At 51.6% G+C, this 23,867-nt stretch carries 20 protein-coding genes; 8 read left to right on the plus strand and 12 right to left on the minus strand.

The window, feature by feature from the left end; translation table 11 throughout:
* Positions 1–6: 6 nt before the first annotated feature.
* Together serC and gyrA are read right to left on the minus strand one after the other, a co-directional pair.
* Positions 7–1,113 carry a 3-phosphoserine/phosphohydroxythreonine transaminase gene (gene serC, locus AMM03_RS09545; protein ID WP_090130993.1) on the minus strand — a complete coding sequence of 369 codons (1,107 nt, stop codon included), beginning with the start codon at positions 1,111–1,113 and terminating at the stop codon, positions 7–9.
* Positions 1,110–3,782 carry a DNA gyrase subunit A gene (gyrA, locus tag AMM03_RS09550; RefSeq protein ID WP_090130996.1) on the minus strand — a complete coding sequence of 891 codons (2,673 nt, stop codon included), beginning with the start codon at positions 3,780–3,782 and terminating at the stop codon, positions 1,110–1,112. Before gyrA ends, serC begins: the two co-directional genes overlap by 4 nt.
* Before the next feature lie 228 nt (positions 3,783–4,010).
* Here gyrA and ompA point away from each other — a divergent pair, with 228 nt between their 5' ends.
* From ompA to AMM03_RS09570, 4 genes are all read left to right on the plus strand, one after another.
* Positions 4,011–4,664, plus strand: a complete 654-nt coding sequence (ompA, locus tag AMM03_RS09555) for an outer membrane protein OmpA (RefSeq protein WP_090131002.1) — start codon at positions 4,011–4,013, stop codon at positions 4,662–4,664.
* An 89-nt stretch (positions 4,665–4,753) separates the two neighbouring features.
* Positions 4,754–5,494 (plus strand): bifunctional 2-polyprenyl-6-hydroxyphenol methylase/3-demethylubiquinol 3-O-methyltransferase UbiG, encoded by a 741-nt coding sequence (gene ubiG / locus AMM03_RS09560; RefSeq protein WP_090131004.1) that lies wholly within the window; start codon positions 4,754–4,756, stop codon positions 5,492–5,494.
* A 39-nt stretch (positions 5,495–5,533) separates the two neighbouring features.
* Entirely contained in the window at positions 5,534–6,199 is a 666-nt protein-coding gene (locus tag AMM03_RS09565; protein ID WP_090131007.1) for an HAD-IA family hydrolase, read from the plus strand.
* Between the two features lie 31 nt (positions 6,200–6,230).
* Positions 6,231–7,343, plus strand: coding sequence for an RNA methyltransferase (locus AMM03_RS09570; protein ID WP_090131009.1), 1,113 nt, complete (start codon positions 6,231–6,233; stop codon positions 7,341–7,343).
* Here the strand turns inward: AMM03_RS09570 and AMM03_RS09575 are convergent.
* Together AMM03_RS09575 and AMM03_RS09580 are read right to left on the minus strand one after the other, a co-directional pair.
* On the minus strand, positions 7,235–8,149 hold the full coding sequence (locus tag AMM03_RS09575; protein WP_090131011.1) for a DMT family transporter: 915 nt from the start codon (positions 8,147–8,149) through the stop codon (positions 7,235–7,237). The genes AMM03_RS09570 and AMM03_RS09575 overlap by 109 nt on opposite strands.
* On the minus strand, positions 8,146–8,700 hold the full coding sequence (locus AMM03_RS09580; protein WP_090131013.1) for a methylated-DNA--[protein]-cysteine S-methyltransferase: 555 nt from the start codon (positions 8,698–8,700) through the stop codon (positions 8,146–8,148). Before AMM03_RS09580 ends, AMM03_RS09575 begins: the two co-directional genes overlap by 4 nt.
* A 114-nt stretch (positions 8,701–8,814) precedes the next feature.
* Here AMM03_RS09580 and AMM03_RS09585 point away from each other — a divergent pair, with 114 nt between their 5' ends.
* Positions 8,815–10,218 carry a phosphomannomutase/phosphoglucomutase gene (locus tag AMM03_RS09585; RefSeq protein ID WP_090131015.1) on the plus strand — a complete coding sequence of 468 codons (1,404 nt, stop codon included), beginning with the start codon at positions 8,815–8,817 and terminating at the stop codon, positions 10,216–10,218.
* 50 nt (positions 10,219–10,268) lie between these two features.
* Here the strand turns inward: AMM03_RS09585 and AMM03_RS09590 are convergent, their stop codons facing one another.
* The 7 genes from AMM03_RS09590 to AMM03_RS09620 all read right to left on the minus strand — a co-directional run bounded on the left by AMM03_RS09590 (position 10,269) and on the right by AMM03_RS09620 (position 19,025).
* A complete protein-coding gene (locus tag AMM03_RS09590) occupies positions 10,269–11,585 on the minus strand; it encodes a TolC family outer membrane protein (RefSeq protein WP_194942846.1) in 1,317 nt (438 codons plus the stop codon).
* 37 nt (positions 11,586–11,622) lie between these two features.
* Entirely contained in the window at positions 11,623–11,961 is a 339-nt protein-coding gene (locus tag AMM03_RS09595; protein WP_090131019.1) for a rhodanese-like domain-containing protein, read from the minus strand.
* Between the two features lie 44 nt (positions 11,962–12,005).
* A complete protein-coding gene (locus tag AMM03_RS09600) occupies positions 12,006–12,671 on the minus strand; it encodes a protein-L-isoaspartate O-methyltransferase family protein (RefSeq protein WP_090131021.1) in 666 nt (221 codons plus the stop codon).
* Positions 12,672–12,727: 56 nt separating this feature from the next.
* Positions 12,728–15,916 (minus strand): efflux RND transporter permease subunit, encoded by a 3,189-nt coding sequence (locus tag AMM03_RS09605; protein WP_090131023.1) that lies wholly within the window; start codon positions 15,914–15,916, stop codon positions 12,728–12,730.
* 17 nt (positions 15,917–15,933) lie between these two features.
* Positions 15,934–17,061, minus strand: a complete 1,128-nt coding sequence (locus tag AMM03_RS09610) for an efflux RND transporter periplasmic adaptor subunit (RefSeq protein WP_090131025.1) — start codon at positions 17,059–17,061, stop codon at positions 15,934–15,936.
* Positions 17,062–17,703 (minus strand): TetR/AcrR family transcriptional regulator, encoded by a 642-nt coding sequence (locus AMM03_RS09615; RefSeq protein ID WP_090131027.1) that lies wholly within the window; start codon positions 17,701–17,703, stop codon positions 17,062–17,064.
* A gap of 134 nt (positions 17,704–17,837) precedes the next feature.
* Positions 17,838–19,025: an acyl-CoA dehydrogenase gene (locus tag AMM03_RS09620; protein WP_090131029.1), complete on the minus strand. Its 1,188-nt coding sequence runs from the start codon at positions 19,023–19,025 to the stop codon at positions 17,838–17,840.
* Between the two features lie 159 nt (positions 19,026–19,184).
* On the opposite strand from AMM03_RS09620, the gene msrA reads away from it, so the two are divergent.
* The 3 genes from msrA (at position 19,185) to AMM03_RS09640 (ending at position 23,222) form a co-directional block, all read left to right on the plus strand.
* Positions 19,185–19,736, plus strand: a complete 552-nt coding sequence (msrA, locus tag AMM03_RS09625) for a peptide-methionine (S)-S-oxide reductase MsrA (RefSeq protein ID WP_090131031.1) — start codon at positions 19,185–19,187, stop codon at positions 19,734–19,736.
* A gap of 427 nt (positions 19,737–20,163) precedes the next feature.
* Complete coding sequence (locus AMM03_RS09635; RefSeq protein ID WP_090131035.1) at positions 20,164–22,215, plus strand: TonB-dependent receptor; 2,052 nt, start codon at positions 20,164–20,166, stop codon at positions 22,213–22,215.
* 50 nt (positions 22,216–22,265) lie between these two features.
* Positions 22,266–23,222 carry an AEC family transporter gene (locus AMM03_RS09640; protein ID WP_090131037.1) on the plus strand — a complete coding sequence of 319 codons (957 nt, stop codon included), beginning with the start codon at positions 22,266–22,268 and terminating at the stop codon, positions 23,220–23,222.
* Between the two features lie 11 nt (positions 23,223–23,233).
* Here AMM03_RS09640 and pdxH read toward each other — a convergent pair whose 3' ends face one another.
* Positions 23,234–23,866 (minus strand): pyridoxamine 5'-phosphate oxidase, encoded by a 633-nt coding sequence (gene pdxH, locus AMM03_RS09645; RefSeq protein WP_090131039.1) that lies wholly within the window; start codon positions 23,864–23,866, stop codon positions 23,234–23,236.
* Between the last annotated feature and the right edge of the window lies 1 nt (position 23,867).

Raw genomic sequence — 23,867 nt, forward strand, 5'->3', positions numbered from 1 at the left:
TTCCGCTCAAGCCTGCTTTGTTTCGAAATCTTTAAGGTAAGACACCAGCGCCTGCACGCCTTCCAGCGGCATGGCGTTGTAAATGCTGGCGCGCATACCGCCGACAGATTTGTGACCTTTGAGTTGCAGCAAGCCACGTGCTTTGGCACCTGCCAAGAAGGCGTCGTTGCGAGACTCGTCGCGCAGATAGAAGGGAATGTTCATGCGCGAGCGGCATGATGTGTCTACGCGGTTTTCGTACAACTGAGATTGGTCGAGGTAGTCATACAGCAACTTGGCCTTGGCCATGTTGCGTTGTTCCATGGCGGCCACACCCGTCATGCCATTTTCAGTTTGAGCTTTCAACCACTTGAAAACCAAACCGGCAATGTAAATTGAGTAAGTGGGTGGCGTGTTGAACATCGAGCCGTTGTCGGCCACCAGTTTGTAATTGAACGCGCTAGGGCAATGCTTCATGGCATTGCCCAAGAGGTCTTCCCGAACGACCACCAAGGTCAGCCCTGCAGGACCTAAGTTCTTTTGTGCGCCGCCAAATGCCAAGCCCACTTTGGACCAGTCAATGCTGCGTGACGCGACATGCGAAGAAAAATCAATGACCAATGGCGCGTTGCTGCCCAAAGCCTTCAGATCGGGCAAAGCATGGTATTCAACGCCATCGATGGTTTCGTTGGTGCAAATATGGACATAGCTTGCGTTACCACTCAACTGCCATGCGGCAGGCGAGGGGACGGTGGTGAACTTGGTGCTTTGTGCGCTGGCTGCCAAATGAGGTGAGCAAAACTGCGCAGCCTCTTTGAAAGATTTTTGGCTCCAGCTTCCGGTCACCACAAAGTCAACAGTGCCTTCTTGCGACAAGTTCAAAGGCACGATGGCATTCTCTGCAATGCCGCCACCTTGCATGAACAAGATTTTGAAATGGGCGGGAACGGCCAACAATTCACGAAGGTCAGCTTCTGCTTCTTCGTAAATCGACATGAACTCTTTGCCGCGATGGCTCATTTCCATCACGCCCATGCCGCTTCCATGCCAATCCAGCATTTCGCTGGCGGCTTGAATCAAGACGGCATCGGGAATGGCGGCAGGGCCGGCAGAGAAGTTAAAGGGTCGTGTCATTCAGCAGAACCACCTTCGTCGGTGCCAGCGGCGGTATCACCGCCTTCAGCATCAGCAGCACCGTCTGCCGAATCATCTTGCACGTTGGCATCGTTTTCCACAATGCGTTGCAAGCCAGACAATTTGGCGCCATCGTCCAAGCCAATCAAAGTCACGCCTTGTGTGGCACGACCCAGTTCGCGAATTTCAGCAACGCGCGTACGAACCAACACACCCGTGTCAGTGATCAACATGATTTCGTCGTCGGCGTGCACCAAGGTGGCCGCGACCACTTTGCCATTGCGCTCAGATTGCTGGATGGCAATCATGCCTTTGGTGCCACGGCCGTGGCGTGTGTATTCCGTAATGGAAGTGCGTTTGCCGAAACCATTTTCGGTGGCCGTCAAAACACTTTGCTGCTCGTCTTCGGCCACCAACATGGCAATCACGCTTTGCGTGTCGTCCAGCATCATGCCGCGCACACCGCGTGCATTGCGTCCCATGGGGCGCACATCGTTTTCGTCAAAGCGAACGGCTTTGCCGCCATCGCTGAACAACATCACATCGTGCTTGCCGTCTGTGAGTGCGGCGCCAATTAAGAAGTCGCCTTCGTCCAAGTCCACGGCAATGATGCCGGCCTTGCGTGGGTTGCTGAATTCATCCAGAGATGTTTTCTTCACGGTGCCCATGGAGGTGCCCATGAACACGTAATGGTCGGCAGGGAAGCTGCGCATGTCGCCTGTTAAAGGCAAGACCACATTGATCTTTTCGCCTTCTTGCAAGGGGAACATGTTGACGATGGGGCGGCCACGCGAACCGCGTGAACCCGCAGGCACTTCCCACACTTTGAGCCAGTACAAACGGCCGCGGTTGGAGAAGCACAAGATGTAATCGTGTGTGTTGGCAATGAAAAGTTGATCAATCCAATCGTCTTCTTTGGTGGCCGTGGCTTGCTTGCCGCGACCGCCGCGTTTTTGGGCGCGGTATTCAGACAAAGGCTGGCTCTTGATGTAACCGCTGTGCGACAAAGTCACCACCATGTCGGTGGGGGTGATCAGGTCTTCGGTGGCCAAATCTTGGGCATTGTTTTCAATGAAGCTGCGACGAGCGCCAATTTTGGTTTGCCCAAACTCTTGGCGCAATTCGCCCAGCTCGGTGCCGATGATGGTGGACACGCGCTCGGGCTTGGCCAAGATGTCGAGCAAGTCTTCAATCTCGGACATCACTTCTTTGTACTCAACCACAATCTTGTCTTGTTCCAGACCGGTCAAGCGTTGCAGACGCATCTGCAAAATTTCTTGGGCTTGGGTGTCGCTCAGGCGGTACAAGCCGTCGTTGCCCATGCCGAAGTCTTTTTCCAAACCATCGGGACGGTAATCGTCTGCATTCACAGCGCCGCCATCGGCGCGGGTGCGTGTGAGCATCTCGCGAACCAACTTGCTGTCCCAACGGCGGGTCATCAATTCGGCTTTGGCCACAGGGGGCGTAGGCGCATTGCGAATGATGGCAATGAACTCGTCGATGTTTGCCAAGGCAACGGCCAAACCTTCCAGCACATGACCGCGTTCGCGGGCTTTGCGCAAGGTAAACACCGTGCGGCGTGTGACCACTTCGCGGCGGTGTTGCAAGAACACGCTGATCAGGTCTTTGAGGTTGCATAACTTGGGCTGACCATCAATGAGAGCCACCATGTTGATACCAAAGGTGTCTTGCAACTGGGTCTGTTTGTACAGATTGTTCAACACCACTTCTGGCACTTCACCGCGCTTCAGTTCAATGACCAGACGCATGCCCGATTTGTCGGACTCGTCTTGAATGTGGCTGATGCCTTCAATCTTTTTCTCGTGAACCAATTCGGCCATGCGTTCTTGCAAGGTTTTCTTGTTCACTTGGTAAGGCAACTCGTCTACCACGATGCATTGGCGCTGGCCTTTGTCGATGTCTTCAAAGTGACACTTGGCGCGCATCACCACACGGCCGCGGCCTGTGCGGTAACCTTCTTTAACACCACTGATGCCATAAATAATGCCGGCGGTGGGGAAGTCGGGCGCGGGAATGATTTCCATCAACTCGTCGATGGTGGCTTCGGGGTTGCGCAGCATGTGCAAGCAAGCGTCAACCACTTCGTTCAAATTGTGCGGTGGAATGTTGGTGGCCATACCCACCGCAATACCGCCAGAGCCATTGACCAACAAATTAGGAATGCGGCTAGGCAAGACCAAAGGTTCTTTTTCAGAGCCGTCGTAGTTGGGCCCAAAGTCGACGGTTTCTTTGTCGATGTCGGCCAACATTTCGTGGGCAATTTTGGCCAAACGGATTTCGGTGTATCGCATGGCGGCAGCGTTGTCGCCGTCCACGGAACCAAAGTTGCCTTGACCGTCTACCAACATGTGGCGCATGGAGAAATCTTGCGCCATGCGAACAATGGTGTCATAGACCGATTGGTCGCCGTGAGGATGGTATTTACCAATCACGTCACCCACAATACGCGCCGATTTTTTGTAGGCGCGGTTCCAGTCGTTGTTCAGCTCGTGCATGGCGAACAACACGCGTCGGTGCACCGGTTTGAGGCCGTCTCGGGCATCGGGCAGGGCGCGTCCCACAATCACGCTCATGGCGTAGTCGAGGTAACTGCGGCGCATCTCCTCTTCTAGGCTGATGGGGAGGGTTTCTTTAGCAAACTGGGTCATGAGGGGTCAGGCGCACTGGGTGAAAGACTGCCATTTTAGGTCCAAAGAGTGTCGTTGATTTGCAACAGATGCTTCTGTTTGAAATGACCCACATCAAGGTGATTCCATCAATTTGGGGAATTAGGCTCTGACCTATGGCACAATGAATTCAACGTAATGAGTGATGGTCATTCATTTCGTATCTTTTCTCGCAGAATGTCTGCGCTTTTATTCCCCATGAGGAGAACCATGAAAAAATTCAATCAAGTGGCAATGGTGTTGGCAACAGCCGCCTTGGCAACCGCCGCAGGTGCTCAAACTGTCGACAACTGGCGTAATGGCACAGGCGAACTCGCCTGGAAAAACGGTACAGCTGAACTTTGCTGGCGTAATGCCAACTGGACGCCTGCCACAGCCGCTGCTGGTTGCGATGGCGCTATTGTTGCCCCTAAAGCTGCCCCAGCTCCTGCTCCAGCTCCTAAAGCTGCTCCAGCGCCTGCTCCAAAAGCAGCTGCTCCTGCTCCAAGACCAGCCCCAGCTGCTGCCACCAAAGTGACTTACGCCGCTGACACATTCTTTGATTTCAACAAATCAGCCTTGAAAGCTGACGGCAAAGCCAAGTTGGACGATTTGGCTGGTAAGGTCAAAGCCATCAACTTGGAAGTCATCATTGCTGTGGGTCACACCGACTCTGTTGGCTCTGACGCTTACAACCAAAAGTTGTCTGTCAAGCGCGCTGATGCTGTCAAGGCTTACTTGGTCACCAAAGGCATCGAGAAAAACCGCGTTTACACTGAAGGCAAGGGCGAGAAGCAACCCGTTGCTGACAACAAGACAGCGGCTGGCCGTTCTAAGAACCGCCGCGTTGAAATCGAAGTTGTGGGTACACGCCCCAACAAGTAATCTTCTGAGCGGTTGATTCACTCAATTGCTTTAGATTGCTAAAAGCCTCCCTCGGGAGGCTTTTTTACTTTCGGAGACAATAGTCGGCTATGAGCACACCTACAAATTCCGCCCAATTTTCCTCATCCAACGTCGACCCCGCTGAGTTGGCCAAGTTTTCGGAGCTGGCCCACCGTTGGTGGGACACCGAAAGCGAATTCAAGCCCTTGCACCAAATCAATCCTTTGCGATTGGCTTGGATTCAGACATTGGCCCCACTCGCTGGCAAAAAAGTGGTTGATATTGGCTGCGGCGGTGGCATTTTGTCCGACGCCATGGCCCGACAAGGCGCGGAGGTGTTGGGTGCCGATTTGGCTGTGAAGTCACTCAAAGTGGCCCAGTTGCATGCCCTGGAAGCTGGCACGCAAGGTGTGCAATATCGAGAAATCAGCGCCGAAGATTTGGCGCAGGAGCAGGCCGGTCAATACGATGTGGTGACCTGCATGGAAATGTTGGAGCATGTGCCTGATCCTTCATCTGTGGTGAAGGCTTGCTCGGCTTTGGTGAAGCCGGGTGGTTGGGTGTTCTTTTCTACCCTGAACCGCAACCCGAAATCTTTTCTGTTTGCTGTGGTGGGCGCTGAATACATCTTGAACTTATTGCCCAAAGGTACACACGAATATGCCCGAATGATCAAGCCCAGTGAGCTGGCAGATTGGGTTCGCGCCAACGGCTTGAATGTGATGCACATGAAGGGCATGACATACAACCCCTTCACACGTCATTACGCCCTGGGCACTGACACCGATGTGAATTACTTGATGGCTACCCAAAAGCCACTGAACAATTGATAGCAACTGATAGCAACTTATTCGGCTTGGATTGTGATGATGAAATTTGAGAATGTTCAGGCAGTCTTGTTTGACCTCGATGGCACGCTCATCGACAGTGCCCCTGATCTGGGTGCCGCGGTAGACAAAATGCGTGTTGCAAGAGGCATGTCCTCATTGCCGCTATCGCACTACCGGCCCATGGCGGGCGCGGGCGCAAGGGGCATGATTGCTTTGGCATTTGGTTGGACACCCGATCACCCCGACTACGAACAACTCAAAGAAGAGTTCTTTGTGAACTATGAGTCTTGTATGACGGAGCGCACTTTTGCATTTGAGGGTGTGGCCCAACTCATTCAAGAACTGGTCGACTTGAAAATGCCCTGGGGTGTGGTGACCAACAAGTCCAAACGATTTGCAGAACCGCTGACCCAAGCCATGCCCCTTTTTGCAAGCGCAGCAGTGGTCATCAGTGGCGACACCACGCCGCATGCCAAACCGCACCCTGCACCTTTGCTGGAGGCCGCCAAGCGATTGGGCGTTGATCCTGCTGCCTGCGTGTATGTGGGGGACGATGAGCGCGACATTGTGGCGGGTCATGCCGCCCAAATGAAAACGGTAGCTGCCACTTATGGTTATTTGGGTGCTCAGGCTGATGTGCAGCGTTGGCAGGCCCATGCCCAAATTGATTGCCCAGAACAATTGCTCAAGCTACTGCATGTGTGATTGACTTGCCTCAGGGCACTCAACGCAAGTCATGAACGATCTGCCACTGACCCAAATTAGCACCATCCGCGAGCGCTTGCGGCGATTGGGTGCGCAGTCATTGCATGAACAGCGCATTTTGAGGTTGTGGGCGCAAGCAAAACCACAAGACAGCGGTCGACGCCCGTTGGAGAGCTTTATGCCAACAGCGCTGCGCAATGCATTGCCTGAACTCTCGCAATCGCTGGCCAATTTGCTGCAACTTCAATCTGCACATCCCGCACAAGATGGATCCATTCGTTGGTTGTTGGCGATGAGCGATGGTCAAACTGTTGAAACTGTGGGCTTGCCTCGCGATGGTGTATGTGTCTCATCGCAAGTGGGGTGTGCCGTGGGCTGTGTTTTTTGCATGACTGGCCGTGACGGTTTGATCAAGCAAGTTGGCAGCGCCGAGATGGTGGCGCAAGTTGTATTTGCACGCCAACATCGACCTGTTAAAAAAGTTGTCTTTATGGGCATGGGTGAGCCTGCCCACAATCTGGACAACGTCATGGAGGCCATTGATGTGCTGGGCACAGTGGGCAACATTGCCCACAAATCATTGGTGTTTTCTACAGTGGGTGACCCACGTGTTTTTGAGCGACTGCCCAAGGGCTTGGTGAAGCCTGCCTTGGCTTTATCTTTGCATACCACCCGAGCAGATCTGCGCGCACAGTTGCTGCCACGTGCGCCGCAAATGAGTCCCGAAGAATTGGTGCAGGCTGCAGAAATTTATGCACAGCAAACGGGCTATCCCATTCAGTACCAATGGACCCTGCTCAAAGGCATCAACGATACGCCAGAGGAAATAGAAGGCATTGTGAAACTGCTAACGGGCAAGTACGCATTGCTCAACATGATTCCCTACAACAGCGTGGACGATCTGCCGTACCAAAGACCTTCTTGGGAACGCGCTGCAGAAATTGCACGCACCTTACACCAACGCGGCATTTTGACCAAGCTCAGAAATTCAGCAGGACAAGATGTAGAAGGCGGCTGCGGTCAATTGCGTGCGCGTCATTTTTTGGGAAACAAGCCGCTGGACAGTGCGGTCCCTAAAATGACCAGCATGCCCAATAGCACCATGATCAAGGTGACAGTTTCACCCAAGAAAATCACGCCATAAACAAGCGCAAATACAGGAATCAAAAAAGTCACCGTTAGGGCTTTTGAGGGACCGGCTTGATGGACCAGTCTAAAGAACAAGAAATAGGCAATGCCAGTGCAGGCTACGCCCAACATCAAAATGCCAAGCCAAGCTTTCGCGCTTGGCATCGTTTCTGGCAAGGTCAAAAGGGCAGGCAATGTCAGGGCAATGCTGGCGCCAATTTGACTGCCAGTGGCAGAGACCAATGGTGGCATATCGGTCATGTACTTTTTGTTGAAACTGCCTGCCAAAGCGTAGCAAATGACTGCCAACAGGCATGCTGCAATGGCCATGTGTTGTCCCAGCGGACTGGCATCTGGATTGGCCGTGTTGTGAAAACTGGTTTGGTTGTTTGCTAACAACGAAACACCGACAAAGCCGATGATCAAACCTGCAAAGCGCCATCGGTTCAAGCGATCACCTAGCCAAATCCAAGCGACCAAAGCCGCAAATAGGGGGACAGAGGCGTTCAAAATAGCTGATAAACCCGTAGAAATATGCATCACGGCATAGGCATACAGCGCAAAGGGTAGGGCGGAATTGATGATGCCAAATCCAAGCACCAGTTTCCAGTGGGCTTTAAAGACACATAATTGACCCTGCCACATCATCAAGGGCAGTAACATCAAGGCAGCAATCAGAACTCTGAGCCAAGCTGTGGCCAAAGGACCAAATTCTGCGGCGCCCATTCGCATTAATAAAAAAGATGCGCCCCACAATGCACCTAGCAACACATAGTCAGTTCGCCAATCAGTTGTTGGTTGCCTGGTTGCTTGGGCACTCACGATGGATTGACCATTTTTTTAGATGGCCTGCTGAAATTGTTGAGTTCCAATTGGAGAAGGGCTTCTTTGCGCTCTAAACCGCCAGCGTAACCTGTCATTTGGCCTTGACTACCGATGACCCTGTGACAAGGGATTAAGACGCTGATAGGGTTGCGTCCTACCGCCGAGCCTACCGCACGTGAAGCGCTCGGCTTGCCAATCAGTTGAGCCAATTGACCGTAGGTCCAAGTTTGTCCAAGCGGTATGCGCATTAAGGCAATCCAGACGGCTTGTTGAAAAGGGGTGCCTGCTGAGATATCGATCGGTAAGTCTTGCAACAAATCTAGCGAAGTAGTGCCTGAAGGAATCAAACCCTCGCCAAAATTGGTAAGGTACTTTTGAGCACGCACTAGAAAGGGGTTATTCGCCTCAACAGGCCAAGTTCTAGTTTGGGGGAAATGTTGTTGCTGTTCGAACCAAGCGCCGCACAAACCCTCGGGGCTTGCTGCAAGGGTCATGCGTCCCCAGGCGGTGTCAGTGGTTATTTGACAAATTTCAGTATGAAACTTCATAGGCGGATCGTACCTGATTTGATACTTTAATCAGCGGAGGACACCTACAATGTAAAACTTGATCTTGAGTCCAAACATAATGCTCAAGGCCCTGTCAATTGCCCCCTTCTATTTATGCAAGTCACAGCTTCCATTTTTAAAGCCTACGATATCCGCGGTACCTATCCGCGCACCCTCAGCGAGGAATTGGCAGAAGCCTTAGGTCGCGCTTTTGGCACTCTGGCCAAGAAAGAAAATTGTCTGATTGTTGCAGTAGGCCGTGACGGTCGGTTGAGTGGTCCTGTCTTGTCCGCTGCACTGGTTCGAGGACTGGTATCTGTCGGTATTCGGGTTCTGGACGTCGGCTTCACCACCACGCCTCAACTTTATTTTGCAGCCAATACCCTTTGCAACAGCGGTATCCAAGTGACCGGCAGTCACAACCCTAAAGATGACAACGGCTTTAAGATGGTTTTGGGTGGCCGTGCCATTTATGGTGACGAGATTCAAGCACTCAAGCACATCATTGAACAAGAGTCTTGGTCCTTGTCATCAGGTGGTTCTGTTCAAAATGTAGAAATTTTGGCTTCGTACATTGATCGCATTGTGTCGGGCATTCACTTAAGTCGTCCTATGAAAATCGTGGTCGACTCTGGTAACGGTATTGCGGGCGCCAGTGCGCCAGGCATTTTTAGAGCCATCGGTTGTGAAGTCATTGAGCTCTTCAGTGAAGTTGATGGCAACTTTCCCAACCACCACCCAGACCCCAGCAAGCCAGACAACTTGAAAGATTTGATTGCAACTCTGAAAGCAACGGGCGCCGAATTAGGTCTTGCATTTGATGGTGATGGCGATCGTTTGGGTATCGTGACCCAAGATGGCGAAACCATTTATCCCGATCGACAAATGCAATTGTTTGCGGAGGATGTGTTAAGCCGAGTTCCTGGCGGCACCATTATTTTTGATGTGAAGTGTTCACAGCGATTGGCCCCTGCCATTCGCGCTGCGGGTGGCCAAGCTTTGATGTACAAAACGGGTCACTCTCTTATCAAAGCCAAGATGAAGCAAATTGAAGCAGAGGGTGGCCAAGCCCCTTTGGGGGGCGAGATGAGCGGTCACATCTTCTTTAAAGAACGCTGGTATGGTTTTGACGACGGCACTTATGCAGGATGTCGTTTGTTAGAAATTGTCAGCCGCAGTGCCGATGCCAATGCGGTTTTGAAGGCGCTGCCTACCAGTTTCAGTACACCCGAATTGAATGTGGCTTGCAAAGAAGGCGAGCCGCATACGCTCACAGCAGCCCTGCTAAAAGTCGCGTCGCAATATTTTTCTGCACCCGCAGAAATTTCGGACATCGATGGTTTGCGTGTTGACTGGCCCGATGGCTTTGGCTTAATTCGCGCATCCAACACCACACCTGTATTGGTGTTGCGCTTTGAAGGTCATACCGCAGACGCATTGCACCGCATTGAAAATGAAATGCTCACGCTGCTAAAGACGGTCAAGCCTGATGCAAGCCTACAGGCCTCATCACACTGATTTAATTCTGATTTAAGGCCCCGTTTGAATTAATCACGGGGCCTTTCAACTCAAGGATTGAGCAACGCGTTGATGTTGGCTAAATCGGCCTCTGTCAAAGTACCAGTCGCTTGACGCAGGCGAAGTTGACCCAACAAAACATCGTACCGTGCTTTGGCCAAATCGCGTTTGGTTTGGAACAGCTGGCTTTGGCTGTTCAGGACATCGATGTTGATGCGAACACCGACCTGGTAGCCCAATTTGTTGGCATCCAATGCGCTTTGGCTGGAAGTCTCTGCCGCTTGAAGTGCATTGACTTGACCAATGCCAGATTGCAGGCCAAAGAATGCGGTGCGAGTGGCTTGAGCGACAGATCGCTCGGCAGCTTCTAAATCGGAGCGTGCTTTGTCTTCTAAGGCCAGCGTTTCCTTGATGCGGTTTTGTGTGGCAAAACCTGCAAACAGGGGCATGTTGAAATTCAAACTGACGGAACTGGTGTTGGCGTCAGCTTGTGTGCCAATTCCTCTGCCGTTGTTGTAGCGGGTGGGTGTGTAGCCTGCGACCAAATCCAAAGTTGGCTTATGACCCGCTTCGGCTTTGCTTGTTTCCAATTTGGCAATGTCCAAGGCCACACGACTTTGAATGATGGATGGGTTGGAGGCAGAAGATTGCTGAACCCATTGATCCAAACTTTGCAAATCAGGCGCAGACAGTTTGGCTTTGGTAGACAAAGACTTGGGCTCAATGTTGTTCAATCCGACCAGTTGATTCAAAGCCAGACGCTTAATTCGCAGGTCGTTGTCGGCGGCAATCTCTTGGGCCACCACCAAATCGAAGCGCGCCTGGGCTTCGCGTGAATCGGTGATGGTGGAGGTGCCTACTTCAAAATTGCGTTTGGCAGCAGCCAGTTGTTCACCCACAGCCACCTTTTGCGCTTTGACAAAATCAAGGCTTTCGCGTGAAACGAGAACATCGAAATAGGCTTGGCTTAAACGCACCATCAAGTCTTGCTCAGCAGCCTTGAGTTGCACAGCGGCCAATTCAAGTTGACGTTGTCCTTGTTGGTAAGTCGCTGAGTTGGCAGGTCGGTACAAGGGCTGAGAAGCGCTGAGCGTGGCTGATCGGCTTTGGGCTGAGGCTGTTGCTGATAAAGCAAGTGCTTCTACTTCGGTTCTGTTGATGTTGGCAGAGAGGCCAACGGTGGGCAACAACAATGCCTTGGATTGATCCGCTTTTGCCAGGTTGGCCGTGTATTGCGATTGAGCCGATTTGTAGGTTGCATCGTAGCTGCGTGCTGTTGTAAATAAAGACAACAGGCTTTGTGCTTGGGCCGATACTGAGAATGCAGCCGTAAGGGCCAGCGTGAGTGGAAGAATGCGCAAGTTCATGGAGTTCTTTCGAGGAAAAAGCCGCTTTAAAAATTGTTTAATAAACAGGCACACTGGCATCGACTTGGTTAGACCAAGCATGAATGCCACCGCTGATGTTGGTGATGTTGCTGAAACCTTGCTGCTCTAAAAACAAAGCGACTTGCATGCTCCGTCCACCGTGGTGACACAAGCACGCAATGGGTCTCGATTTGTCGAGTTCCATCAAACGAGCGGGAATGGTTTGCATGGGCATGATCAAAACTTCACAGCCAGCTGGTGCAATGCTGGCCAATTGGCATTCCCAAGTTTCACGAACGTCCAAAACCAAGGGCTGGCCTATAGAGGCGGCTTGTTGAAGCCAATCATTGAATTGGGAAGGGCTGACTTGTTGCATGGCAGTGTATGGTGAAGGCCGAAGAATTAAAGGGCGACAGGGTCTTAAAAACTGAAGCGGTTGTGCTCAGGAAAACCTTGCAGGCGAGGCGCCATGGTGTCCCAAGGCTCAGAGGTTTGCCACTGTGTTTCACCATTGCGCGTGATGACGCTGGCACGCATGACGGGGTCTTCACCGACGATGGCCAACAAGCGGCCACCCATTTTGAGTTGGTTAAGCAAATGTTGGGGAACTTCTGGCACAGAGCCACTCAAAACAATGACATCAAACGGACCATCGGCTGGCGCGCCTTGGCTGCCATCTGCTTGGCGAACTTCGACATTGGCGATGCCAGCATTTTGCAAATTGGTGCGAGCTGATTGGGCAAGGGCAGGGTCAATTTCAAGGCTAAGCACAGAGGCGGCTTGCTGAGCCAAAAGCGCTGCCATGTAACCTGAACCGGTGCCAATCTCTAAAACTTTGTCGGTGGCCTGGATGTTGGCATCTTGCAAAAGACGGGCTTCTACCTTGGGGGCCAACATGCACTGACCCTTAGCCCCAGAAGACTGAAGGGGGATTTCCATGTCGGCGAAGGCCAAAGCTTTGTGGGCCAAAGGAACAAAGTTTTCGCGTTTGACTACCGACAACAAGGACAGAACTTGGCCATCCAAAACTTCCCAAGGACGGATTTGTTGTTCGATCATGTTGAAGCGAGCGGTTTCGATGTTCATTTTTACTCCAGGGGGTATCTAATTCTAACTGTCTTTATTTTAACTTCTCGCGGCCATCAATGGCTCGATTTTGGCTTGCCATGCCAGAGGCGTTTCAAATATTCACCCAAATCGTCCATGTAGCAATACACCACAGGCACCACCACCAGGGTCAACAGAGAGGACGTAATGACACCGCCAATAACGGCTTGGCCCATTGGCGCGCGTTGTTCGGAGCCTTCCGTGATGGCAAATGCAAGGGGCATCATGCCAAAAATCATGGCCAAAGTGGTCATCAAAATGGGGCGCAGCCTGACCTTGGCCGCCATCAGCAGGGCCTCATTTCGGCTCAAACCTGGCACTGTCTCGCCCGTGTCGGAGACACTGCCTTCACGGGCTCGGATGGTGAAATCGACCAACAAAATGGCGTTTTTGGTGACCAAACCCATGAGCATGACCACGCCAATGACCGAGAACATCGACAAAGCCGACCGGAAAGTCATCAAGGCCAACACCACACCGATCAAGGTCAAGGGCAGCGATGTCATAAGGGCCAAAGGTTGCAAAAAGCTTTTGAATTGGCTGCCCAAAATCATGTAAATAAAAATAACGGCCATCATGAGCGCGGTCAAGGCGTACTGAAATGATTCGTTCATGCTCTTGGTAGAGCCACCAAACTGGTAGCGATAGCCGGGTGGCCATGCACTGGCTTCTAAAATTTTCCGGATGTCGTTGGATATTTCACCGGCCGATCGGCGCGAGGCGTTGGCGTTGATCGAGACCTCGCGCATGAGGTCTCGGCGGTTAATTTGGTTGGAGCCAGAAGTTTCTTCAACGGATGCAATTTGACCTAGCCGAACCGTCTTGGTCGAGCCATCGGCTGAAGGCAGGCTGAATGGGATGCGTTCTAAGTCTTGAGGGCTATTGCGAAACTCTGGCGCCAAGCGCACGTTGACATCGTAAGTTTGGTCGTCGGGGGCACGCCAGTTGCCTACCGTTTGGCCCGCAACCAAGGTGCGCAGAGAGCCTGACACGGGTGCCACACTGAGGCCCATCTCAGACGCCGATTCACGCTTCAGCTGAATGGCGATGGAGGGTTTGTTGGGCTTGACGCTGGAGTCAAGATCGACCAAGCCTGGGATGGTTCTGACTTGTTCCAATATTTTGAGGGTGAGGCGTTCTAGTTCGCGTTGGTCTGGGCCTTGGAGTGAAAACTCAATCTGTTTGTTGCCGCCCACTGAGTCCAAGGTGCCCACGTGCGTGACCGTGATGCCGGCCACTTGTGACAATCGCTGCCGTAACAAAACAGAAATGTCTTCAACACTTCGTTGGCGTAATTTGCGGTCTACCAAACGAATGTAAATGCTGGCGTTGTTTTTACCTTGTGCGTTGGGTGTGTTCATGCCCGTCAGGGTGTATTTGACCTCTGGAAACTCACGCACAATTTGTTCGACTTGTTTGGCTTTAAGTGCCGTTGCTTCCAGTGATGTCCCAACAGGTGTTTGAAAATTCAAGGTAGTTTCGGAGTAGTCGCCTTTGGGGACAAACTCGGTCCCCAAAAGTGGCACCATCAAAACACTGGTGATAAAAATACCTACGGCCAAAGACAGCGTGGATTTTTTGTGATCAAGTGCCCAAGCCAGCATGCTTTGGTATTTCTCGGCCATGCGATCAGTTTGAAGGTTGAACCAATGCGTCACACGGCCAATGGTTCGGTCATACAGATGGGTTGAAGTTTTGGGGTCCTTCAGTTGATCGCCCGTCATGTGGATGCTGGGGTCGTGCCACACACTGGAGAGCATGGGGTCGAGGGTAAAACTCACAAACATCGAGATTAGAACAGCCGCCACAATGGTGATGCCAAACTCGTGGAAAAACTTGCCAATGATGCCTTCCATAAAACCGATGGGCAGAAACACGGCCACGATGGACAAGGTGGTGGCCAAAACAGCCAAGCCAATTTCTTCGGTACCGATCATGGCCGCGTCGTAGGGTTTTTTGCCCATTTGAACGTGGCGCACAATGTTTTCACGAACCACAATGGCATCGTCAATGAGCAGTCCTACACACAAGGACAAGGCCATTAAGGTGATCATGTTGACAGTAAAGCCAAACATGCTCATGAACCAGAAGGTGCCAATCAAAGAAATTGGCAAGGTGAGACCTGTAATGACTGTAGAGCGCCATGAATTTAAAAACAAAAACACAATGAGCACGGTGAGCAAGGCACCTTCAATCAAGGTTCTCCGAACATTGTCGACCGCCACTCTAATTTGACGGGAGCTATCAGAGACGGGCTCTAGCCGAATGCCAGCAGGTATTTGTTTGCGGAGTTCTGTCAGGGTGGCATACAAGCCATCGACCACTTCAATGGTGTTGGCATCTTGCGCCTTTTGCACGGTGAGCATCAAGGTTCGCTCGCCGTTGTAAAGAGCCATGTTTTCTAATTCTTGCGCGCCGTCTTTGATGGTGGCTACTTGCGCCAAACGGATGGGCGTTGTTCCTTTGCGCGCGACGATGATGTTGGCAAAGTCTTCGGGCCTTTTGACGCGCGATTGAACTTGAATGACACGTTCTTGTGAAATAGATCGCAGTGAACCAACAGGCAAATCTTGATTTTCATTGCGCACTGCAGCCGCAATTTGATCGGCGCTGACACCCAGAGATTCCATGGCATCTGGGCGCAGGTAAATGTTGATTTCGCGTCTGCTACCCCCCAATACATTGACTGCGCCGACACCCCTGACGTTCTCGAGTCGTTTTTTGATAATTTGTTCTGAGTAATTGGTCAGCTCAACCAGGCTGGTGCCCTTGGCGCCTTGTTGTGAATCTGGAAAAACGGCCAAGGACCACACAGCGCGGCTGGTCGGATCAAATCGAATGACGCGGGGCTCTTTGACTTCATCACGCAAAGTGGCGCGAATGCCTGCTACTTTTTCTCTGACATCGTCGGCGGCCTTGCGACCATCCATGTTGAGCTGAAACTCAATGACGACCACCGATTGATTTTCATAACTGCGAGAAGTGAGGGCGCTGATACCGGCAATGGCATTGACGCCTTCTTCAATCTTTTTAGAGACTTCGCTTTCTACAATTTCGGGTGATGCCCCTGGGTATTCTGTAAGGACCACCACCACCGGAAAATCAATGTTTGGAAATTGATCGACTTTGAGCTTTTGAAAGGCAAACAATCCCATGACCACAAAGGCCAGCATGACCATGGTGGCAAAGACGGGATTTTTAAGGCTGACTCGTGTGAACCACATATTGAAATCTCGGTGGTTTATTTTGGCAGTGTTTGCAACTTAACCAAGGTGCCTTCACGCAGGGCTCCTGCACTGGGTGTCAGAACCAGCGTGCCTTCTACAATTTCGGGTACTGCCATCAGGGCTTTGCCACTGACTTCGCCCTTGGCGCCCACACTTACTTTCACGTGAGCCACTTTGCCGTCTTGCACCACTTGCACATAGGGCGTTGATTTGTCAGTGCGAACGCTTTCAAGCGGAATGGCCACAGTTTGAATTTTTTGCGTGCCCAGCGTGCCTTGCACAAAAACACCGTGGCGAAGCGCAGGGTGGCCCTGAATACCCAAGTAAACCAAGATGCTGCGGCTACCGACTTGCGTACTGGGATTGATTCGCAAAACCTTGGCGGCGACTTCTTGTGTGGAACCTTCAATGTTGAGTTTGGCAGCTTGCCCTACTTTGACGCTCAAAGCATCTGTCGGTGTGAGCGTGGCTTCCAGTTCAAATTGCGACAGGTCGACCACTTCCACAATGCGCGCTTCAGGCGCCACACGTTCACCCACTTGTGCCAAGCGCTGGCTCACAAAACCATTGAGGGGTGATTTGAGCATGCAATCTTCGACCGCTTTGCTGGTGACGTCCAAAGCGGAGAGGGCGGCTTGATGCGTTGCCTTGGCCGCATTGAGGCTGGCTATCGAAGTGTCTAGGGCAGTTTTAGAGATAAAACCTTGGTTGACCAAGGCGCTGTTGTTGTCAAATTGACGCTGTGCAATTTCAACTTGCGCGCGTGCGGCTTCTGCTTGTTGTTGCGCCTGTCGCTGCCTGGCCAAGTATTCAGTAGGGTCTACCTTGGCAATGATTTGACCCGCTTTGACTGCATCGCCTTCACGCACTTCCAATGTCATCAATTCACCAGCCACACGCGCCTTGATCATGGCGCTTCTGCTTGCCTTCAAGGTGCCAGAGACAGGCAAACCTTGCGTCATGGTGATAGTTTGCGCATTGAAGACATCACTGATAGTGAGTTCAATTGGCAGGTTGGCTTGTGGTTTGGTGCTGAGGGCTTCAGCGGTTTTATTTTTGTTGGACGCAAACTTGTAGGCGCCGAAGGCAGCGATTGCGATCAGCAAAACGATGAGCAGAATATTTCTTTTGGAGAGCTTCATTTAATTTTCAATCGACAATCCGCGCACAATCAGATCGGCATGTTGCGCAATAAATTCTTCGGGGTTGGGTTGTTGTGAACCCTGATGGCACAGGGCGCTGGAATGTTTGGACATGATTAAAAACAGCAGCGGCGCAATGACCGCCATGGCGGTGTGCTCGGTGTTGAAGTTTTTAAATTCACCTTGTTGGCGTCCCCGTTCCAAGACATCTTTGAGTAATTTGGTGGAGGGGTAAATCACTTCTTCCTGATAGAAGCTTGCCAAATCTGGAAAAGAGTGAGCTTCACTGATGATCAATTTGGTAATGCCAGAGGCCTTGGTGGAGCCATACCTGCGCCACCATTCCAGCATCATGCTTTTGAGGAGTTGTTGGCTTGTACCCTTGAAATTGGCGGCTTCTAAAGCCCCTTCGGTGACAGGTTTGACCACGTTTTCACGGACTACCTCCTTGAACAACTCTTCTTTGCTAGGGAAATACAAAAACAGTGTGCCTTTCGATACGCCTGCGCGCGCAGCCACTTCCTCTGCGCGAGTGGCAGCAAAGCCTTTTTCGACGAACAAATCCAAGGCAGCCTCCAGCAATTCACCAGGCCGGTGCTGCTTTCTGCGTTCGCGTTTGGGGGGGGAGAGGGCTTCTGACACTTTTAATGACTCGTTGGTTAGTAATGTAAGGTTTTAGATTTTGAGCGTCAAGCATCCATGTCAAAGAAAGTCAAAAAAAAGACCGCAATTGCGGTCTTTTTAGGGGTGACCCAAAGGGGTCCAGTGAGCAATGATCAATAGAAAGCCTGCAGACCCGTCTGTGCACGACCCAAAATAAGCGCGTGCACATCGTGTGTGCCTTCGTAGGTGTTGACGGTTTCCAAGTTGATCATGTGGCGAATGACGTGGTATTCGTCGTGAATGCCATTGCCGCCGTGCATGTCGCGCGCCATTCGGGCCACGTCCAAGGCTTTGCCGCAGCTGTTGCGCTTGATCAGGCTGATCATCTCGGGCACTGATTTGCCTTCGTCCATCAATCGGCCCACGCGCAAGCAGCCCTGCAAGCCTAATGTGATTTCGGTTTGCATGTCGGCCAATTTCTTTTGGATCAATTGGTTTTGGGCCAAGGGGCGGCCAAACTGAACGCGGTCCATGGTGTATTGGCGCGCACGGTGCCAGCAGTCTTCTGCGGCACCCAAAGCGCCCCAGGCAATGCCGTAACGGGCTTTGTTCAAGCAGCCAAAGGGGCCCTTCAAACCAGACACGTTGGGCAACATGTTTTCTTCGGGCACAAACACATCGTCCATGACAATTTCGCCAGTGATGCTGGCGCGCAAGCTCATCTTGCCTTCAATTTTGGGGGCGGTGAGGCCCTTCATGCCTTTTTCCAAAATGAAACCACGAATGGCAGACTGGCCGTCGCCTTCGCCTTCCAACTTGGCCCAGACCACAAACACATCGGCGATGGGAGCGTTGGTAATCCACATCTTGGCGCCCTTCATGATGAAGCCGCCGTCGACAGGCTTGGCGCGTGTCAGCATGCTGGCGGGATCGGAGCCGTGGTTGGGTTCTGTGAGGCCGAAGCAACCAACCCATTCGCCAGTGGCCAATTTGGGCAAGTACTTTTGACGCTGGGCTTCAGAGCCGTATTCATTGATGGGGTGCATGACCAAAGAGCTTTGCACACTCATGGCGCTGCGGTAGCCGCTGTCGACGCGTTCTACTTCGCGCGCCACCAAGCCGTAGCTAACGTAGTTCAAACCCGCGCAACCGTAGCCTTCAATGGTGGAACCCAAGAAACCCATGTTGCCAAACTCGTTCATGATTTCGCGGTCGAATTTTTCATGACGTGCGGCCATCAAGACGCGAGTTTGTAATTTCTCTTGGCAGAAGTTGTGCGCGGCATCAACGATAGCTCGTTCATCTTCGCTCAGTTGTTCGTTTAGCAAAAAGGCGTCGTCCCATTGAAAGCTAGGCTTCATGATGTAAATCCATCTAAGATTAAAGATGTGCACATTTTATCGTCATGCGAAATGTTCTATGGGCTTGTTCTATCAAGTACCCTGTCTGACAGGTGACATGTGCATACATCAAGCGAGGTCATTGGCAAGGTGATCTTGAATTTAGGTCAAAATAGACACATGCAATTTCCACTTCATGCTGAAACTTTGGTCCTTGGCGGCGGCTGCTTCTGGTGCACAGAAGCCGTCTTTGTACAAGTCAAAGGAGTCCTAGATGTTGAGTCTGGCTATTGCAATGGCCAAGCACTCAACCCAACTTACGAACAAGTCTGCTCAGGCATGACAGGGCACAACGAAGTAGTGAAACTGGTCTACGACCCTCAAGTCATTAGCACCAGAGTTTTGCTGGAAATCTTTTTCGTCATTCACGATCCCACCACCTTGAACCGTCAAGGCAATGATCGCGGTACGCAATATCGAAGCGGTATCTATTTCACCACCCAGGCGCAAGCTGAAGCTGCAAAAACCATCATTGCCGAAATAGATGCCGATGACGTCTTTGACTCGTCAGTGGTCACCGAAGTCTTGCCTTTGCAAAATTACAGCGCGGCAGAGGACTATCACCAAGACTTTTTTGAGCGCAATCCAACACAAGGCTATTGCTTGGCTGTGGCCGCTCCCAAAGTTTGGAAGTTCAAGAAAACTTTTTCTGAGTGGGTCCGCGCTAAGTGATTTCGCACGCTAAGTTCAAATGGTTTTTTCAAGCACTGCTCATCAGTGCAGTGATGCTTGCGCCCGTTTGGGGGCAAATTCACAAAATCGTTCACGGACCTGCGCTTCTTCACAATCTTTCGAACGATCACGCACATGATTCTGCGGATCATCATCAAGCCGAAAATGGCTTTTTCAGTGATCACGAAGAGGGGTCTTTACTTTGTTTGGCATTGGACCACCTCGCATCTGGCGAAGGCCTTCAAACGCAAGATACATCGGTTGGCATCCTTGAATTCACGCCTTTGTATTTGGCGGTCGAGTCTGAGCCATTATTTTCTGAGCGCCTGCTCGCATTCTCTGCGCGCGCACCGCCTGCTTTCCTTTGATTCTTGTTTTATTTGCTCAAACTTTTGTTTGAGTGCTTATCCATTTTCAAAGGTTTTTCATGTCTACATTTTCTTCCCTGCAGGGCGGCTTGCGGTTGCCTTGCGCGTCTAATTTTTCTTTCGTTACAACCAGCCTGATAGCTTTCAGTAGCGGCTTGTTTGTTCCTACCGTGATGGCACAAGCCATTCAAGAAGTGGTGATCACTGGCAACCCTCTTTCTAAGTCGTCTACAAACAGTGCTGTTAGCAGTTTGTCTGGACAATCCTTGCTGGAACAAGGTCAGAGCACCTTGGGAGAAACGTTAAACCAGTTGCCTGGTGTAAGCAGTACTTATTTCGGTCCCAATGCCAGTCGTCCCATCATTCGCGGTTTGGATGGTGACCGCATTCGCGTGCTCAACAACAGTGGTGCCAGTATGGATGCATCTTCACTCAGCTATGATCATGCAGTCCCCATGGATGTGTTAAGCACAGAACGCATCGAAGTACTGCGTGGTCCCTCTGCATTGCAGTATGGCGGAAGCGCCATTGGAGGCGTGGTTAACGTCATTGACAACCGCATTCCACGCCAAAAAATGCAAGGCTTGACTGGTAAAGCGCAATCTCAGTTGGCTTCTGGTAATCGCGAGCGTTCAAACGGTGCTATGTTGGAAGTTGGGCAAGGCGATTGGGTGTTTCATGCCGATGCGTTTGATCGTCGCACCAGCGACGTCAAAGTGCCACAAAATTTGGCTTGCAACAAGCCAGGATCGCCTGAGTTGGCCCCCCGCATTTGTAACTCTGCCAGCGAGGGACAGGGAGGGGCAGTTGGCGCCAGTGTGTTCTTTGACCGTGGCTATCTGGGCTTGTCTGTCAACAGTTACCAAAGCAATTACGGCACAGTCGCTGAAGACGAGGTGACCATTGGTATGAAGTCTAAACGCGCGGCACTCGAAGGAGAATGGCGCGCAGAAACTGGCGTCGTTCAAAGTTTGAATTTTCAAGCGAGTCAGACCGATTACAAGCACACTGAATTTGATGCAGGCGAAGCCGGTACCTTGTTTGCCAACAAAGGTCATGATGTTCGCGTTCAATTGCGACACAAGCCTTGGCGTTCAGCAACAGGTGTTTGGGAAGGCGTTTGGGGATGGCAATCTGAACTCGGCAAATTTTCTGCCGATGGCGCAGAAGCATTTGCACCCTTCAGCAACACCCGTACTCAGGCATTGTTCCTGATTGAAGAGTACGCCGTCGGTTCAACTCGTTTTAACCTAGGAATTCGCCGAGAGAATGTGTCGGTTGAATCGCTTGGTAATCCCGACCCCACCGTAGACCGATTTGAGTTGGGTGTTCGCAAGTTTTCCCCTCAAAGCTTGGCTTCTTCTGTTTCTTGGCAAGTTTTACCGCAATGGCGCCTCAGTGCCAATGCATCACGTGTAGAGCGTGCACCCAAAGATTACGAACTCTTTGCCAATGGCCCTCACATTGCCACGGCAGCTTGGGAGCGAGGCGATTCAAATCTAGGTCTTGAAAAAGCCAACAGCTTTGATGTCTCGGCAGATTGGCAACAGGGTCCGAATCAATTCAAAGTGACAGCCTTTCAAAGTCAATTTTCAAATTTCATCGGCTTGCTAGGAAGCTCTGAGATTGAAGAAGACTTGCCTGTTCAGGTTTACCAAGGCGTGCGAGCCCAGTTTTCTGGTGTGGAAGCCTCTGCCCAAACGCGATTGCTGCAAACAGCGGGTACGCTTGATTTGGTTCTTAAAGCCGATGCCGTTCGGGCTAGCAATCTGACTTCAGGCGAACCTTTGCCGCGTATTTCACCAGTTCGCCTGGGCGCGAGTTTGCTGCATGCATCCGGTCCATGGACAGCTCGTTTGGGTTTTGATTGGCATGCAGCCCAAGACCGTGTGCCAACAGGAAGTATGGCCACGGAGTCTTACACCTTATGGCACGGCTTTGTGAGCTACAAACAAAAGTTGTCAGGCACCACACTGAGTTGGTTTGGCAAGCTTGATAACTTGAGCAACCAATGGGCCTACAGCGCCACTTCTATCCTGACGTCAACTGCTCCCGGCAAGTCGCCACTGCCAGGTAGAAGCTTGAAGCTGGGTGTGATGGCAACTTTCTAACAACCCAGCGGACGATGATGACATCATGATGCCCTGATAATCAGGGTGTCATGAATTTTGATCACCCCGTTTTATCCTCGCTGCTGCCTGTCGTCTTGTTGATCTTGGTTGGCTTTGTGGCGGGGCGCGCCAAATTGGTTCGCCCTGATGCTGTTCGAGATTTGTCCAATTTGGTTTTTCTGGTTCTCACGCAGGCCTTGTTGTTTAGAACCATGAGTTCTGTGCACCTTGAAAAACTCGACATGCAACCTGTTTTTCAATACTTTTTGGTGGCGGGTGGATTGTTTTTTGTCATGCTCATGTTGTACGGGCGAGATTCACGCGCATCTGTACTTGCCTTGGCCAGTATCTTCAGCAACACCCTCATGATTGGCGTGCCTCTCATTGGTTTGGCCTATGGTGAGTCCGGCCAGGTGTTGTTGTTCACGCTCATTTCTTTGCATGCTTTGGTGCTCCTTACCATGGCCACGGTGGTGCTAGAACTGCAAATGGCGCATGAACAAGCTAGTGAAACCGGTGAGTCTAGGCACATGCTTAAAACAGTGGGCATGGCCATTAAAAATGCGGTGTTACATCCTGTACCACTGCCTATTTTGGCGGGCTTGATTTATGCGCAAACTGGATGGGGTTTGCATCCCATCCTTGACAAACCGCTTCAATTGTTGGGTGCTTCTTTTGGGCCGGTTGCTTTGGTGTTGGTGGGCATTACTTTGGCCCAAACACCCATCGGCCACCATGTCAAAGGTGCGCTGAAATTGTCTATTGTCAAAACTTTTGTGCACCCGTTTTTGATGGCGGCGGCAGGCTATGCCATGGGCATGCGAGGCTTGCACTTAACCGTGATGGTGGTGGCGGCTGCCTTGCCCATCGGTGCCAATGTGTTTTTGTTTTCTCAGCGCTACCAAAAAGAAGAGGACGTTGTGACTGCTGCCGTGGCAGTATCAACTGCTTTCGCCATCGTGAGTGTTAGCTTGGTGATGGCTTTGCTGCCTTTGTTGCCCGACTAATTCACCCGCACTCAAGGCGCCAAGCGTTCTCGCAGCCATTCGCCTTCATTCAAACGATAACGGAGTCGGTCGTGCAGTCGGCTCTTGCGGCCTTGCCAAAATTGCCATTGATCGGGCACCAAGCGATAGCCGCCCCAATGAGGGGGGCGGGGTGGGTTCAACATAAATTGAGCTGCGTATTTGGCAGCGTTGGTGACCAACACTGTGCGGCCATCAATGACTTGACTCTGCGGTGAAGCCCATGCCCCAATGCGCGAGTCCAGCGGTCGGCTTTGAAAGTAAGCATCGCTTTCTTCGTCGCTGACTTTTTCCATACGGCCTTCAATGCGCACCACACGTTCTAACTCCACCCAATGAAATTGCAGTGCGGCAAAAGGGTTGCCAGCTAACTCTTGGCCTTTGCGGCTGTCGTAGTTGGTGTACCAAACAATGCCGCGTTCGTCGTAGCCTTTGATCAGCACCACGCGCGTGCTTGGGCGCATGTTGCTGGCCACCGTGGCCACAGTCATGGCGTTGGGCTCAGGCACTTCAGATTGAATGGCTTCATTCAACCAACGCTCAAACTGTTTGAGGGGGTTGGCGTCAGACGCATCTTCACTCAGCTCTGCTTTTTCATAACTCTTGCGTAAATCGGCGATGTTCATG

The sequence above is a fragment of the Limnohabitans sp. Rim11 genome, assembly GCF_001269365.1.
Taxonomy (GTDB): Bacteria; Pseudomonadota; Gammaproteobacteria; order Burkholderiales; family Burkholderiaceae_C; genus Limnohabitans_A.